10 protein-coding genes and 2 pseudogenes are annotated in these 16,555 nt (G+C 54.4%); 2 read left to right on the top strand and 10 right to left on the bottom strand.

Annotated elements, in window-relative coordinates; all coding sequences use genetic code 11:
• Positions 1-91: pseudogene (locus OMR58_RS13385) on the top strand (integrase); the annotation flags it as partial.
• A 225-nt stretch (positions 92-316) separates the two neighbouring features.
• Here OMR58_RS13385 and OMR58_RS13380 read toward each other — a convergent pair.
• From OMR58_RS13380 to tssB, 10 genes and pseudogenes are all read right to left on the bottom strand, one after another.
• On the bottom strand, positions 317-676 hold the full coding sequence (locus OMR58_RS13380; RefSeq protein ID WP_264546177.1) for a hypothetical protein: 360 nt from the start codon (positions 674-676) through the stop codon (positions 317-319).
• Positions 673-2,947: pseudogene (locus OMR58_RS13375) on the bottom strand (M23 family peptidase). The gene OMR58_RS13380 and the pseudogene OMR58_RS13375 overlap by 4 nt, the downstream one beginning before the upstream one ends.
• A gap of 14 nt (positions 2,948-2,961) precedes the next feature.
• Positions 2,962-5,316 carry a type VI secretion system Vgr family protein gene (locus tag OMR58_RS13370; RefSeq protein ID WP_264546176.1) on the bottom strand — a complete coding sequence of 785 codons (2,355 nt, stop codon included), beginning with the start codon at positions 5,314-5,316 and terminating at the stop codon, positions 2,962-2,964.
• Complete coding sequence (tssH, locus tag OMR58_RS13365) at positions 5,313-7,976, bottom strand: type VI secretion system ATPase TssH (RefSeq protein ID WP_264546175.1); 2,664 nt, start codon at positions 7,974-7,976, stop codon at positions 5,313-5,315. The genes OMR58_RS13370 and tssH overlap by 4 nt, the downstream gene beginning before the upstream one ends.
• A 178-nt stretch (positions 7,977-8,154) precedes the next feature.
• A complete protein-coding gene (gene hcp / locus OMR58_RS13360; protein WP_200547861.1) occupies positions 8,155-8,646 on the bottom strand; it encodes a type VI secretion system effector Hcp in 492 nt (163 codons plus the stop codon).
• A gap of 4 nt (positions 8,647-8,650) precedes the next feature.
• Positions 8,651-10,375 (bottom strand): OmpA family protein, encoded by a 1,725-nt coding sequence (locus tag OMR58_RS13355; protein WP_264546174.1) that lies wholly within the window; start codon positions 10,373-10,375, stop codon positions 8,651-8,653.
• The gene (gene tssL, locus OMR58_RS13350) at positions 10,372-11,058 is read right to left on the bottom strand and encodes a type VI secretion system protein TssL, short form (RefSeq protein ID WP_264546173.1); all 687 of its coding nucleotides are present in this window, start codon (positions 11,056-11,058) and stop codon (positions 10,372-10,374) included. The genes OMR58_RS13355 and tssL overlap by 4 nt, the downstream gene beginning before the upstream one ends.
• Positions 11,055-12,395, bottom strand: a complete 1,341-nt coding sequence (tssK, locus tag OMR58_RS13345; protein ID WP_264546172.1) for a type VI secretion system baseplate subunit TssK — start codon at positions 12,393-12,395, stop codon at positions 11,055-11,057. The genes tssL and tssK overlap by 4 nt, the downstream gene beginning before the upstream one ends.
• 9 nt (positions 12,396-12,404) lie before the next feature.
• The gene (gene tssC, locus OMR58_RS13340) at positions 12,405-13,952 is read right to left on the bottom strand and encodes a type VI secretion system contractile sheath large subunit (RefSeq protein ID WP_264546171.1); all 1,548 of its coding nucleotides are present in this window, start codon (positions 13,950-13,952) and stop codon (positions 12,405-12,407) included.
• A gap of 34 nt (positions 13,953-13,986) precedes the next feature.
• A complete protein-coding gene (gene tssB / locus OMR58_RS13335; protein WP_200547865.1) occupies positions 13,987-14,484 on the bottom strand; it encodes a type VI secretion system contractile sheath small subunit in 498 nt (165 codons plus the stop codon).
• 838 nt (positions 14,485-15,322) lie between these two features.
• On the opposite strand from tssB, the gene OMR58_RS13330 reads away from it, so the two are divergent.
• Complete coding sequence (locus tag OMR58_RS13330) at positions 15,323-16,552, top strand: L-lactate MFS transporter (RefSeq protein ID WP_200547866.1); 1,230 nt, start codon at positions 15,323-15,325, stop codon at positions 16,550-16,552.
• Positions 16,553-16,555: the final 3 nt, after the last annotated feature.

Here is a 16,555-nt window from a genome sequence, read left to right as displayed (position 1 = left end):
ACGCCCTCATGAATCCCTGAACAACCTGACGCCGGACGAGTACCGGTTGATGGCGGAAAATACGGAAATCTCAAAAAGTGCCTGGAACTAAATCCGGTCTACTTACAGTTGTACCGATTTTTTCAAGTGATTTAGTCGGATAAAGCTTGTCTGGGTAGATTTGTGCCAGCTCTTCCTTTGAAGAAATCACCAAAAACTTCTATTGATTAAAGGCATTACCAGCTACCTGATGATTTCATGCACAGTTAAATGTATCACTTGTAGTTGGTGTTTATATCGAATAAAGAACCATTATCTATATTACAATCCATTGAGCTTATAATATCACCATTTTTTTTACATCTAGCCATGCTGTTGATTCATGCTCTTCACTAACTCTATTTAAGCTTTCATTAACTGTATAACTATAAATTCCATTTTTAAACTCCACAGTGCTATTCAAACCTGTACCCACTGGTATTTCTTGAGTTATATTCAATCTTTGCAAACTTCTCTTAATCTCAATATCTGGCTTTGAGCTATCCTTACCGAACCGGTATGTAAGAATATCGCCATCTTGATAAAGTGATATTTCTTTATTATTTGGAGTTGAGCATTTAAACACCATATCTTGTGCGTAAACGTTGATGGTCAACATTCCCCAAAAAACGATTGTAAATGGCATTAACTTATTCATTTCTCTCTCCTAAGTTGATTTGATTCAGGAATTTCAAGCACAACGTCACGATTATCATTCGGAAATTTCATCTCTGTGAGTACAGAAATAGCACTTCCATAGACACAACAACGAGTATCAAAGCCGTTCAAACCTCTGTAATTAGTATCACTAATACGCCCTGGGAGGTTAACTGCGGCGCTGGCCTTCCAAAACGCTTGGCTACGATAATAAACCTTTACTCCCGCGTTTGTTCTTATAGTGCACCTTTCCAATTCGTGTTCAGAATCCGAATACTTTGCCATTTTGCTTGAACACCAATAAAAACCAGCGCTATCGGTGGGCTCATAGTCAGATTCATCTACATTGTTTCGCCATTCAATAACGTTATTTGGAAGATCAGTATTTGATTCGTCTCCAAGGTGGTTATCTGTATAACGGAGCGAACTATTACGGTAAAGTCTTTCATATTCAGCCGAATATCCTATTCTTGATACTTGCAGAATAAACCAACCCCCTAAAACTAAAATAATTGAAATAATTTTCAGGATTAGTTAGCTGCAATAAACCTCGCCCATGCCATGGATAATACCAGATATTATATTGTCTAGTTACTTGCCTTGTATGCCGGTCTCTCTCTGTATACTTATAAAATTCATGAGTTGTGCTTAGCCAAGCTGTTTCTTGTATTGCATTCCCCAGGAAACAAGCAATCCGCAGAGGTGTATTTATTAAATATTTCTGCATCGTTTTATTTAGAGAGGTATATATCCTGTCAGCAGTACTACTTTCCGCATCATTGTATGAAATACTGCTCCAATTCTGCCCACTTAGACCATTCAATGGAATCAATTGTTTTAACTCTCGCTTACTCAACCACCCGCATTTCCGAAATTGTTGGATAAATGCCTTCGGTTCTATATGCCACAGTCTTCCGCTACCAAGAACTCCGGAATCAAAGCACAACGCCTCAGCGTGTTGCTTAAACCTGCCGTAATCCTCTTCACTCATGAGTACACGGTCCTTCGTTTCCTGTGTCCCCGGTACCGTCCATATGGCCGTTTTTTCCGGCTTACACTGCTCCCAGGGCAGACCGGTCATCAGCCATTTATACCTGGCATCTATGGTGCTTTTTTCCCACTCGAATGGTAAGCAGCAGATTAGCCTGTTGCTTTGAGCCTCGTAACTGCCCGCTTCCTGCAACTTTCTGATGATCGCCGAATTACACTGGCTGTGGGTATCTTTGTCATCATCAACCAGCAGCCATCCTGTCCAGTGGGGAAAGTCTGCATCACTAAATTTTTTAACACCTACCGCAGCAAGGTTCACTACACCTTTTCCGCCCGGAAAATTTATCGTCATCCATAATGGCGCATCTGCTGGCACCAGCGTTTCATGGTCCGTATTAATCACCCGGCCAAAACGAAGCAGTTCAAACCCGGCGCTGGGGCTCTCCTTATAATTCTTCATAGCGGTTTTATAAAGATTGTATTCGTAATCCTCACCATCGGCGTTAACCAGCGGCTCGCCCAGCAGTTCATACATCCCGTCAGTTTGCGTATTTTTTTGCCGGGTCACCATCGTACAGCTGCCTTGTGCCAGAGTCATGCTGACATACAGAGGCGCATTGCTGGTATAGAGCTCAGAAAGCCCGGTGATGGAAGTGCTGTTATTCGCCGGTGCCTTGTCATAAAACTTTGTTCCTGCTGGCAGATAAAAATGGATATCGCCGTAAACTGCATCGGTGCGACCGTCTTTCGCAATATCCAGCTCCTTCGTTTTTCTGCCCGTCAGTTTTTTGATGTTGTCATCGTCACAGAAAATCTGAAAGTGAAATTCATTCTGCCCGTCAGTCATTCCGGAGGAGCCAAGTGAGTCTTTACGGTAGATTTTGGCGTCAGCTTTTATCTCTGCTTCCAGAAACTTCAGATGCATATACAGAGAGTAAAAAACAACCTTACCGTCCTCCCCGGAACCAATTTCTGTCTCATGCTTCAACAGGACATAGCCATCATCTGTTCCCCTGACAGGAGCATACTTCAGTGGAAACTGGTCTCTTTTCTCTGGCGGAGCGGGCTTGCGGAACGATACCACTGTCCCGTCAGCAATTGCTCTCACTTTCTCTGGTGTTGCGCCTGCATCCGTATGCGCTATATGGATGCCACCATGCCATGACTCTGATGTATTGAGAGGATATCCCCGACGGGAATTAACAGGCATCATTGCTTCAACCCAGTCTGCGTCAGATTGAGTGGCATCTTTATCTCTCAGAAACGGGGGACTGATAATCATGGTGTGACTCCCTGTCAGGAAAAGTTAAAGGTGTTGGTCGGTTCTGTGGTTTCAGGGGCGACGTTCGGAAAGTCTTTTGGCTCACTGGCCTTATCTTTTCGCCCGTAGTGCCCGGCTTTGGTCCGGTATTCCCCCTGAGTGGCGGATTCAATGCCATTCACATCAAGGGTGATATAACTTCCACCACCATTTATCGTCACTTTTTTCTTCGCAGTAATATGGATTTCATCTTCAGTACTGGTGAGACTGAGTTCGCCGCGAGCGATAAGACCCATCAGGTCATTTTGCGCCTGAATTTTTACCGGCCCCTGATTCGCAATGAGCTTAATACCGAGTTTACGTACAAACACGCTCAACGCATTACCCACACCCACAAACAAATTCTTCACCACGCTGACGTCCGCATTCTTTCCGGCTGTGGCTGTCAGGTTCTGACTGGCTGAGACCTGCAGATGCTGCCCGCTGGTCAGCGCCACACCGTCCGGCGCGCTCATCAGCAGCACTGATTTCCTGAGCTCCGTTAATTGCTGCTCCAGCAGTCTGACCTGCGCCTGCAAATCAGCGGGGTTCGCCGTCGCTTTCTGCGCATCCTCTGAGATGGACGTCATCTGCTCCCGGGCATCGCCCAGGTTGCTGACAGCCGCCTGCATCTCCAGCACCTCACCCTGCGCCTTCGCCTGGCCATCCGCCGAGATAAATATCCCCTTCTGCGCCCGTATCGCGCCCCAGCTGTCCGTCCGCAGCTCAAAACCTTCGCCCCGCTTCTGCCGCTCGCTGTCCACCAGGTGACCCAGGTTCAGCTGGCTTTTGCCGCCGTACTCCGTCGAGACCTTGATGTGTTCCTGCCCGCGGTTATCATCCAGCCGGATTTTGTTGTTTGACGGCGTGCGCAGCACGTTACGCCTGTAGTTACGGATGGTGACGTGGTCGCCGTGCGCCGAGTCGTGCAGCACCCCGGCAATGTACGGCCGGTCCGGGTTGCCGTCCTCAAAGCCTATCGCCACTTCCGTCCCCGCCAGCAGCGGCAGATGCAGGCCGTACGTGTCCCCCGCGTACGGCCGCGACTGGCGTACCCACAGGCTTTCGAACCCGCTTTCCCAGCCGTCACGGTCAAACAGCATGTTCACCCGGTAGCGGCCGTCTTTATCAATATGGCCGTAGGTGTCGTTCGGCGTGGTGCTGGTCACCCGGGCCGGCAGCGTACCGGCCATCACCGGGCGGGAGCCGGGTGCCGGGCGAAAGCTGAAGTCGGTACCGTCCGGGATGCCGTCAACATGCACGGTAAAGTCGGCGTCACGGCGCGCGTGACTGTGTATCGCCGTGATAACCACGCCGTCAGCAAACACCGCCGCCACTTCATCACCCCCGGTCACCTTCAGCACCTGCCCCGGAGAGAGCGTCGGGCTGCTGCTGGTGGCACGGATCTGCGTCTGCCCGTTCAGGTAGCGTTCATGGCGGATGCGGGCATAAAATGCGCCGGTCTCCGGGGCCGGGTTGCGGTCGTGCGCACTGCCCGGCGTCAGGTAGTTGTCGGCATAATGGTAGGCATCACCCCAGGTGGTCGGGTCGCCGCGCGTGACATCCACCTGCGCATTCATGTCTTCCGTGGCCCGGCGGTAGTTGTAATCCCGGGTGCTGACCTGTTTCTGCACCACCCGGTGATGGCTTTCCATGTTCCACACCGAGTCCACGCCCACGGAATGCTGGCCCGACGGCGGGACCGAGGGCAGGGTCAGGCCCGGCTCACAGCCCTGCCGGCTGTCGTAAAACTCCACCACGTCAATGTTCAGCCGCGTGTCGGTGGTGAAGCGGAACCAGATACCCACTTCCCCCAGCAGACGGCGGATAAAGTGCAGGTCGTCTTCGCCGTACTGCATCACCTGTTCGCGGCGCGGATAGTCCTGCACCAGCGAGAACAGGAAATCCTGACCGCGCATGTCGTGGCGCTCGCGCAGGATTTTTTCGACAATCTGCGGCACCGACATGTCCTGATAAATGGCGTTCTGGTGCGAGCGGTCCAGCAGCGCCAGCCGGGGCTGCAGCGTCAGGGCATAGCGCGTCTCGTCTTTTGAGGTGCTGAGGCGGTCAAACCCCGTCACCACACCCTGGATCACCCGCACCGGCTGCTGGATTTTAATCCCCCGGCCCTGATCCACCGGGGCCTGCAGCGTCAGCGACGCCGGTTTGAGCAGCATCATTTCCCTGCTGATGGCATGCTGGCTACTGGTGAACTCAATGCGGTAACTGAACGGCTGGCTTAGCGCCTCCCGGCCTTCAAAGACCAGGACGTCCAGATCCGCATCACAGCCGCGTACCGCCAGCAGGTGGTGGCTGTGGCTGAATGCCACGCTAAGCGGTGCTGCACTCATGGCTGTTCTCCTTGTGCTTCTGCCGTTTCGCCATCAAACTCCATCACGATCCCGTCGTCCTCATCCCAACCGAGCGTCAGCGTTTGTGGCTTCTGCTTCGCCGCCATATGCACAAGTAGTTGCTGGCTCAGCACTGGCAGGATCTGCTGGTTTAACAGGCTGTCCACGTTGCGCGCCCCGGTGTCCGGCAGCAGGCAGGCGGCGGTCAGTGCGTTGTAAAGGCTGTCGGCAATGTGTGTTTTCAGCCCATAGTGCCGATGCAAGCGCTTGCTAACCTGTTCGAGCTTAATTCGGACGATGGCACGCATCGGTTCCTGTGCCAGCGATCGGTAAATTACCGTCTGGAAGCGTGCCAGCAGCGCGGGCTGGAAGTGGTCGCGCAGCACCGGGCGCAGCAGCTGATGCAAATCGCTTTCTGTGGCTTCCGGCTGTTCCTGCAACAGTTGCATCAGCGCATCGCTACCCAGATTAGAAGTCATCAGGATCACCGTATTGCGGAAGTCGATTTCACGCCCTTCGCCATCACGCATAAATCCACGGTCGAACACCTGATAGAACAGGTTCATCACGTCGCGATGAGCTTTTTCAACCTCATCCAGCAGCACAATGCTATAGGGGCGTTTACGCACCGCTTCGGTCAGAATGCCCCCCTGTCCGTAACCGACGTACCCCGGCGGTGAGCCTTTTAACTGCGAAACGGTATGCGGTTCCTGATATTCGGAAAGGTTGATGGTGATCAGCGATTTCTCACCGCCATAGAGCACATCGGCCAGTACCAGCGCGGTCTCGGTTTTGCCCACGCCGCTCGGGCCCACCAGCAGAAATACCCCCTGCGGGCCGTTTTCCGGGGTCAGCCCGGTTTTGGCCGCACGCAGTCGTTGGGCTATCGCATTGAGTGCCGCATCCTGGCCTATTACGTGCCGCGCCATCTCCGCTTCCAGATTGAGCAGTTCTGTCTGTTCATCCTTCATCAGAGAAGAGAGCGGCACGCCGGTCCAGTCAGCGATTACGCCTGCTACCGTACGGCTATCCACATCCAGCTGAATAAGGGCCTCGTCCTGTTGCAAGCTAGCCAGCTGCTGCCGTAAGCCTGCTGCATCCGTCGAATCGGCCTGCTGACGATGCGCAATCAGCTGCTGCACCAGGCTTTTTTCATCCGCCAGTCGCGCCTGCGAATGTTGCAGGGTTGCGCTGAGACGCTCACGCTGATGGGCAATGTCGCGCAACCGTTCGCTTTGCGGGGGGCTGCCAGCGGCAATATCTTCCCGCAGCGCCAGTTCCTCCAGCTCCAGTGCGGTTATCTGCGCTTGCAGATGCACAATCGCTTCCGGCAGCGTATCCAGGCTCATCCGCACGCGGGCGGCCGCGGTATCCAGCAGATCCACCGCTTTATCCGGCAGCTGTCGCCCGGTAAGGTAACGGCGGGAAAGCGTGACGGCCGCGCGTACCGCATCGTCGGTGATATAAACGCCGTGATGCTCCGCGTAGCGGGATTTCAGACCGCGAAGCATCAGGCAGGCGGTCTCATCATCCGGCTCGTCCACTAAAACCCGTTGGAAGCGGCGCTCCAGGGCCGCATCGCGTTCAAAATACTGTTTGTATTCGCTCCACGTAGTTGCAGCGATAGTGCGCAATTCGCCGCGCGCCAGCGCCGGTTTCAGCAGGTTAGCCGCGTCCGCGCCGCCCGCCTGGTTACCGGCACCGATTATCGTGTGTGCTTCATCAATAAACAGCAGTACCGGCGTGAGTGACTGCTGTACCGCAGTAATGACGTTTTTCAGCCGCTGCTCAAATTCACCTTTTACTCCCGCACCGGCCTGTAACAGTCCAAGATCGAGCGTACGCAGGCTGACCGGCTTCAGACTCTCCGGTACGTTACCTTCAGCAATCCGCAGCGCCAGTCCCTCCACCAGCGCCGTTTTACCTACGCCCGGCTCGCCCACCAGAATCGGATTGTTTTTACGGCGGCGGGAAAGGATATCCACCATCTGGCGGATTTCAGTATCGCGGCCAAATACCGGGTCGATTTTTCCCTCCCGTGCTTTTGCGGTTACATCGAGGGTGAATTTATCCAGCGCATTCTGCAGTGCGGGAGACAACGCGTTCTCATGGTTCACTGTGCCGTCAACTGCAGTGGCGATCGTTTCTTCCGTTGCCGGGATACGTGCCAGCTCAGCTTCCTGCTGGACTTCCGGGCGCTCGTCCGACTGCCTGTCCAGCAGCGGGCGCAGGCGTTCCAGCTGTATTTGACCCAGGGTCAGCAGCGGCCAAAGCCCGTCGCAGCGCACCGTTTTCGGTTTGTCGATCAGCACCATCAGCAGATGAATGCTGCGAATACTTTCTTCCCCCGCCAGCGACGCCCGCAGCCAGGCTTGCTGCATCAGCGACTGGAGATTCTCTGACAGCTGCGGGCGTCCGCGCACCGAACGCGGCAGGCTATCCAGCCACTCCAGCAGCGACTGCCACATCCCGTCCATGTCCCACTCATAGCGGCGCGCCAGCACCGTCAGATCGCCCTCCCCCTGCTCCAACAACTTCAGCAGCCAGTGTTCCGGCAAAATTTCTGCGTGAGTGCGGGTCTGGCACAATGACGCTGCACCTTCCATCGCGCGGGCACAGTAAGGGTTGAGACGACGCAGGAGAATTGCGGGGTTTTCCATGTTAGTTAACTCGCTGTCAGGGACCTTGAGGCACGCTACCGCCCATCGCTTTTCTTTATGCAAAGAACTCAAAGCGCATCAGGTCGAATTTCCATAGGGTTATTTTTGCTGAACGCCCGTAACCACAGGCGTTCGGCAAAAACAAAAAAGGCGGACAGGAAATCTGCCCGCCGGAGACTTACGCCGTGGCGCGTTCATTCCAGGAATCGGAATGAATGATGTTGCCGTCTTTGTAGGTCCAGGTGATTTTTTCGTAACGCAGCTCGATCTGTTCGAGATGGTTGTGCTTCTCGTAGGCGGGGTCCTTGATGTCATGCATCTTCGGATTCACTTTCACCAGCTTGACGTTTTCCAGTTTGGTATTGAAATACTCCACTTCCTGGCCTGCATCGTTGATGCGATACCAGCGGAACTCCGCAGATTTCAGTGTCTGTCCGGTGGTGACGGCCTTATACAGATACGGACTGGAGGCATCGATTTCCTTGGTGAACAGGAACGGGGTGTGGATACGAGTACCGGTCAGCTTACCGGTGTTGTTATCGGTCGGGATGTACAGGTTGTGTTCCTGGGCCACGATCTCAATGCTGCCTTCACGATCCTGTACGTCAACGGACCCTTTGATGTCCGCGCCGCCGTCGTCTTTTAGCCAAAGGTAAACAGGAATTGCCATGGAATTACTCTCCATTGTGTTGTGATACGTCATCATCCTGAGATGACGCTGGGGTTTTGTCCGGTATCTGGCAGGCATCGGCCTGCGGTACCAGACTGATTTCGACACGGCGGTTGAGCGCCCGCCCTTCCATCGTGTCATTGGTTGCAATCGGGCTGTTTTGGCCATAGCCCTGTACTGCAAAACAGCTTTCCGGCACGTCGCCGGTATCGCGTATCCAGTTGCGAACCGCCTCCGCACGCTTCAGCGACAGCGCCTGATTAAGCCCGGAATTTCCGGTGTTATCCGTGTGTCCACTGACCACGATCAGCCATCCAGGCTTCGCCTTAATTCCCACGAGGGAATTAACCAGCATTTTCGTCGATCCCGCCTTCAGCTCTGCCTTGCCGGAATCGAACAGCGACATACTGTCGAGGCGAATAATTTGCGGCGCGGCTTCCGGTTGGGCCTTCGGCAGCGTTTTCTGCGTCTGCGGTAGAGATGGCGGTGTATAGGAGCGAATCGCCGTCAGAATTGGCAGACGCAGGCTTTCACCCCGATATAATCCGAGCCCCAGAGACATCGGCTCTCCGTTGCGGGCCCAGCCATCCAGCTGCGCGGCATCCTGCTGTAGGATCTTAAGGGCCTCGGCTTTACGAATGTGGTCGCCGCTGGCGATGCGATAGAAATGCTGGATATCGAAATTCATCCGCAGCAACAGCTGGCGGTTGTTCCAGCCGCCGCTGCACAGCGCCACAATCGCCGCAAAGGTAAAAGCCGTCAGTCCGGCGCGGCACAGGCGCTGGCGGGGTGTCAATCCCGCCCCCCGGGGTAAAAGGGGCAGGATAAAGTCAGGCAGAACCGGGGGCGTGGCCGCGTTGTCTGGCACGGGAGACCAGCCAGCAACATGCTGCATCGCGCTGTGCTTACGCAGCCAGTTGAGCCAGGCAGACTCCGGTAAGGCACCGGCAAGAGCAGGGCCAGCCCCCCAAACGATCGCCACAGGCAGCACAGCAGGGATATCCGGATTTTCATCAGTAAACACTGCGGCTACATGCTGGCTAAACCATGCGGACAGGCTGCCGATGATCACCTGCGACTGCACAGCCTGGGCCCCCTCGCTGGCGTTCCAGGTTGCTACCGATAACGGGGGCGCTCCTTCACGCCAGACCTGGATAGCGTGATCTGCAATCGCGGTCTGCCACAGGTTTTCGTGCATCATGCTGCAACCCAACTGAGCATGAAGCAGCAGCGGGATCGCACAGCCGGTTTCTCGGCGCAGCTGGCTTAACTGCCAGCGCAGGGTCAGTAAACGGCCAGTCAGCGTTTCCGTATCCGTTTGCAGCTGCGGAGAGATGTTCACCATCAGCGACAGCTGGCGTCCCCAGTCGGGGCGCAGCCACAGCAGATGGCGGGCAACCTGTTCCATGTCCTGGTGATTCGCGACGTTGATCCAGCAGCCCTGCGACAGCACCAGTACCGGAGACTCCTGTGGCCACACTTGTGAAATATCACCACACACCAGCACCACCGGCTGCCGCCAGCTGGCGTCCGGCAAATTGTCGAAGCGAATCGCCGCCTTATGTCCCCTGCCACGGGCCATCAGAAACCAGACGACTGCGATCGCGCCAATGCAAATCAGCGTTATCCCTGTTGCTGCGCGCAGTGGGAGCGGCAAAAAACCCAGGCATACAACGGCGCTCAGCAGTGCTCCCCATATCGCCAGCACGCTGCGCTGCGTAGAGGTCATGGAATCACTCCCGGCAGCAGGGTCGCCAACATCCTGTCCAGGGATCGGTCCAACCCCCACCAGAGCGTAATAAGGATCGCGACGCTCACGCCAATACGCAGCGGCCAGGATGTAAACCATGGGCCGATACGGCTCGCCGCATAAGCATTCGCCAGCACAGGTTGATCCTGCGGGGTAAACGGTGGAACCCGATCGTTCAGCATCTTGACCAACTGCTCACGCTGAGGATCGTTCAGCGAATGATAGCTACCGATAAATCCCAACAGCATGACCCGGTGAAAACAGGTCAACACGGCAGCATCGGGTTGCATTTCACTCAGCACGGCGCGCATGCGGTCACACAACGTGTCCCCCGCCTCAATCGTGCCAAGAAAATGCCCCTGTAGCGGCATGTCGTACCACTGCATGCAGGCGTCGTCCTGCACGCCACGGCTTTTCACCGCCTCATCCAGCAGGGCGCAGTGCGCGGTAAGAATATGCTGACGGCCGGCTTCATCCACCCCTCCGTCGTTAAGCGACTGCTGTACACGTTCTATTTCCGCTACACAGCGCTGCCAGAGAAGGTAGCCTTCTCCCTCCTGAAACAGTGGGCCGTGGCGCAGGCTGATAACCTGTAACCAGGTATCCTGAAATAGCGCATCAATATCGACGGATGAGGCCGCTCTGCGTTTGCTGTCACTCATGTTCTTAGTACCGCGTAAAGTTCAAGTTCAGGCTCGCCCAGCGTGCCCGGCGTGTAGAACATACAGTTGCCGCTTTCCAGCATTTCCCGCGCTGCCGGGTGGGTGAGATCCAGCGAGAAATACTGGTTCTCCAGCCGAAGTGGGATGGCGGCAGGAACATGGCTGAGCGGCTTGAGAGGTATCCCCTGGCGGGATGCGTTGACCAGGCTGGTGACATAATCCGGACTGCCGACCTTGCACTGGCGCGGGAATTGCTCCAGCAGCTGTGCAACAGGTTGGGAGGAGCGAACGGAAAGGTAGTAATCCGCCCCGTCGCGCAGGCGAGGGTCCTGCAGACGCGCCAGCCACTGACGCATGCGCTTATCGTAGCTAAGCTCAATCGCCACTACGCGCGATGGCAGGCTGGCTTCCAGCAGCTCATTAAGCAGTACAAACAGAGGAGGAAACACATCGTTCAACCGTTCGTGCTGCCATGGCGGGATCGCGCCGCTCTGATGCTCCAGCGAAAAGGTCAGCAGGCTGCCGGCCAGCCGGGCTAGTTCAGGATACAGACGTTCCGGGGCACTCTGTGGATACTGCAGAAACTGCGCCAGTACCGGCTCAGCGCCGTTTAGCGCATTGAGCAACCAGAAGAGCGACACATCAGCGACGGCGAAATCCGCCATGCGCGCGTTACTTTCCCGGCGCATCGCCATCAGCCTCGTTAAGCGGGCACGCAACTGGACCATGAGCTGATCAAGCTGCTGCATCAGCCAGCCGCTGCTTTGCAGGGTAAGCATCGGCGGCAGAAAGCTGTCATCCAGCGACCATAGCCCCTGCGAGTCCAGATGCAGACGCGCAACGGGACAGGTGAGGTAGTCGCTGTTGTTTTGATGGGCAAAACGCAGACAAAGCTCATGCTGCATCACCGCAATCTGGCGATCGTCATCGCCAAACTGATTGCGAATATCACGCCAGCGCTGGCGATAACGTACCGGACGTTCGGCAGCTTCTTCGGGTTTCAGGCAGTTACCGCCGTTCGCTCGCAGCAGCGGCAGTGCCAGCAGCACGACCGTTTCACCCTGTTCTCCTTCCAGCGGCAGCACCGGAGGAAGCGCATCGGCATTGCTGGTGTCAATTAGTGTTCCATCCTGGAAACGAATGCACAGGCGACGGGCCTGTAGGCGGCCCAGTTTCAGCGCATCATCTTCGAAAGAGGCTTCGATCACGCCCCACGGCTGGCACAACCCGAGACGCGCAATAAATTCCGCAGACCAGGCCGCATAAGCAGCCTGCTGTTGAAAATGCTGGGGCGAAAGCATAATGCCCCGGCCCCATAACGGTTGTTCCGTTCTCATTCAGCGCCCTTATGCTTTCGCTTTCGGCATCTGCGAGACCAGCGACAGATTGATGTCCATCCCTTCCACCTGGAAGTGCGGCACCGCATACAGCTTCACGCGGAAGAAGCCCGGGTTATCTTCGATATCCTCCACCACCACTTTGCCGTCACGCAGCGGGTGGGAAGCCTGCAGCTCGTCGCCAGGATCGGTCATCTCGGTGACAAGGCCACGTATCCAGGTGTTCAGTTCCAGCTCCAGCAGGCGACGATCTTTAGTCGTACCGATGTTCTCGCGCTGGATCAGTTTCAGATAGTGAGCAATGCGCGACAGCAGGAAGATATACGGCAGGCGGGCGTTGATCCGGCTGTTGGCGGTGGCGTCGGCGGTATCGTACAGCGCCGGTTTCTGGGTGGAGTTGGCCGAGAAGAAGCAGGCGTAGTCGCGGTTCTTGTAATAAGACAGCGGAATAAAGCCAAGGTTGGCGAACTCAAATTCGCGGGTTTCCGGGATCATCACCTCAGACGGTATTTTCACCTGATTGCCTGTCCCTAAGTCGTACAGGTGGATCGGCAGATCTTTCACCGCACCGCCGGCCTGTGGGCCACGGATCTGCACGCACCAGCCGTTATCAATAAAGCTGCGCACCATGTTGGACGCAAAGGCAAACGAAGCATTGGTCCACAGGTATTTATCGTGATCCGGGCCTTTCACCTCTTCCACATAGTTAAAGCTGCGTACCGGCACGGTGTCTGGTCCGTACGGCAGACGGCCCAGCACGCGCGGCATTACCAGCCCGATATAGCGCGAGTCATCGGTGTCGCGGAAGGATTTCCACTTGATGTATTCCGCGCGGTCAAAGTAGTTGCCGATGTCCTTGATGGCCGCCACGTCTTCCATCGACTCCTTCAGGAAGAATTTCGGCCCGGCCGAGCCGATAAACGGCATATGGGCGGCGGCGGAGACTTTAGAGATATTGCGCAGCAGGGCCACGTCCTGCGCCGAAGCGTCGAACTCCCAGGCCGAAATCAGCGCGGCAATCGGTTCGCCGCCTGGGGTGTCATATTCCGCCACGTAGGTTTGCAGATAGAGGCCGCTCTGAACCACTTCCGGCGCATCTTCAAAGTCCTGGCGCAGATCCTCTTTAGACAGATCCAGCAGCTCAATTCGGACGTTCTGGCGGAAGTCGGTCTTATCCACCAGCGATTTAGCGCCCTGCCACAGCGACTCAACGGCCTGGAACTGCGGATGGTGAAGTACCGCGTCCAGCTGGCGGCCAATCTGGAAATCCAGCTCGGCAATATGGTGGTCAATCAGCGCTTTATCCAGCTTCTCAACTTTGGTTCCTGCCTGGCGCAGGCGTTCCAGAAATACCTGCATGCCGGCGGTCAGGCGCTCATCGGCGGTTGCATCGGACATCGCCTGTGCATCCTGCCAGATATCCAGCGCGCTGAGAGAGGAAACCGGATGGAGGTTGATTTTTTCAAACAGGGAAGCATAAACGCCGCCCGCCTGCGGATGTTCAAGGGTGACATTTTCCGCAGCAGTGGCATTCTCATTTTGTACAGACATCAGCATATTCTCTTGTTAATCCGTTAATCATTGCGACCGTTTATGCCTGTTCCGGCACCATCGCGGACAGTTCGCTACGCAGTTCATTGCTCAGTGCCGGGTCAAGCAGGATTTTTTCCAGCTCTTTGCGGAAGTTCTGGTTATCCAGCAGATTGGCTTTCAGATCGCGGAGAAGGTTGCGCATGGCCAGCATGGCCTTGAGCTGAGGTATCTGGCGGGCCACCTGTTCAGGGGTGAAATCCTTCATATTACGGAAGGTGAGATGAATATGTTCTTCGCTACCGTCTCCGGCCAGGGTGTTTTCAACGGTGAGATTCACCGACGGAGAATATTCCGCCAGTACGCTGTTGAAATTATTCTTATTAATGTCTGTTTTACTGCGTTCTGATAGCGGTGCGGTTTCCTGCCCGTTACTGAAATCACCGGCAACCAGTAATTTCAGCGGTAATTCCATTTTCTTACTGGCACCGCCGGTATGAAGATCGAGTTTCAGATTAATACGTGCTTTTGGTATTTCCTTCTGGAAGCTGTCGCTCATAAATCCCTCTTTGATATCGCCATGTAAAGAATTGCAGTCTTAATTTCTTTGCGGGCGATAATAGAGCATTCAGACTTAATTAATCAAATACGAAAATATAAACATAAAAATTAGAAAACTCTTGTTATTAAAAAACAAACACCCTTCTGTTTTCACGAAAAAATAGTCGTAAAACAACCAAATTTCGCTTCGGCACACGTTAAAAGAAAGAAACATCGCAAGTTTTAACAGGGCATTACAAAATAAAACACTAAAACAACGAAAAATTGACCAATATCATTATCTCCTCATAAACACCGAAATTAATAAGAGGTTTCTTAGGATAAGTTCATTTAAATACACTTTTCAATACTGAGAATGTTAACCATTACTTGAGCTAACACGCAAAAATAAGAAAAATACCAAACGAACATCGATATTGGATTTTTTACTATGCTAAAAGTAGAGATGAATAAATATCGACATAACACCACAAAAGGAGTATTTGACTCCCTCCGTAGATCCGGTGAACTTAATGTCAGGCTACGCCTCCATCTGGCAAACAGCACGAGCAGCAGGAAAAGAATCACCGCTGCCTTCTCGGCCACTATTATCAACCACCGTCGCCCCATTGACACCATACGCCCCGGCTGCTAAATTTTAAAAAAATTGATTTAAATCAATATATTCACTTTAGTTCAAGTCCATCAAAACGGCTGCCAGATGCCATTCATGTCGCTATCCGTGCATTTCATTCCCTGAATGCGGCACTTCATGCCTTTTTCCGCCGCCTGTATCGCTGGCAGGCTTAAAATTTCCCCAATTTAAAGATTCTTAGCATTCCCATTGGGAGAATTTCATGAGCACACCAACATTAAGCAGCAGCGTTAACCGCACCCGCTGGCTAACCCTGATTGGCACCATTATTACTCAGTTTGCCCTCGGTTCGGTTTATACCTGGAGCCTGTTCAACGGACAGCTGTCCAGCAAGCTGGATGCACCGATCAGTAAGGTCGCATTCTCCTTCGGTCTGCTGAGTCTTGGCCTGGCCCTGGCTTCTTCCGTTGCCGGGAAACTGCAGGAACGTTTTGGCGTGCGTAAGGTCACGCTGTCCGCCGGTTTGCTGATGGCCGCGGGTCTGATGCTGACCTCGCAGGCTGACAACCTGTTTATGCTGTACCTGACCGCAGGCGTGCTTGTAGGCCTGGCGGATGGCGCGGGTTATCTGATCACCCTGTCTAACTGCGTGAAGTGGTTCCCGGAGCGTAAAGGCCTGATTTCTGCCTGCTCAATCGGTGCTTACGGACTGGGTAGCCTGGGCTTTAAATTTATCTGTAGTTACCTGCTCAGCGTGAACAGCCTGGAAACCACCTTTATGATCTGGGGCGGACTGGCGATGAGCATGATCGTGCTGGGTTCACTGATGATGAAAGATGCCCCACTGCAGAAAGCATCAGCCAGTAGCAGCAGCGCTCAGCCAGCTCGCGATTTCACGCTGGCAGAATCTATGCGTATGCCGCAGTACTGGATGCTGGCGCTGATGTTCCTGACGGCCTGCATGAGCGGTTTGTATGTGATTGGCGTGGCGAAGGATATTGGTGAGAGCCTGGTTCACCTCAGCGCGCAGACCGCTGCCAGCGCAGTCACTATTATCGCTATCGCTAACCTCAGCGGTCGCCTGGTGCTGGGCATTATGTCTGATAAGGTAGCGCGTATTCGGGTGATCAGCCTGGCGCAGGTGGTCTCCCTTTGCGGTATGGGCATCCTGCTGTTCAGCAGCATGAATGAAACCACCTTCTTTATTGCCGTCGCCTGTGTAGCCTTCAGCTTCGGTGGCACCATTACCGTTTATCCATCGCTGGTCAGTGATTTCTTCGGCCTCAATAACCTGACCAAAAACTACGGCGTGATTTACCTCGGCTTCGGGATCGGTAGCGTGCTTGGCTCGCTGATTGCCTCCCTGTTCGGCGGTTTTATGGTGACCTTCAGCCTGATTATGGCGCTGCTGGTAGTCTCACTGCTGATGTCGGCGGTGATCCGCATGCCAAACGCCAGCGCACAGCAGAAAAAAGAACTGCAGCACGCCTGATAG

The organism is Erwinia sp. INIA01 (assembly GCF_025947915.1).
Taxonomy (GTDB): domain Bacteria; phylum Pseudomonadota; class Gammaproteobacteria; order Enterobacterales; family Enterobacteriaceae; genus Erwinia; species Erwinia coffeiphila.
Note: the sequence above shows the minus strand (reverse complement) of the source record. Positions and strands in the feature narration are given on the sequence as shown.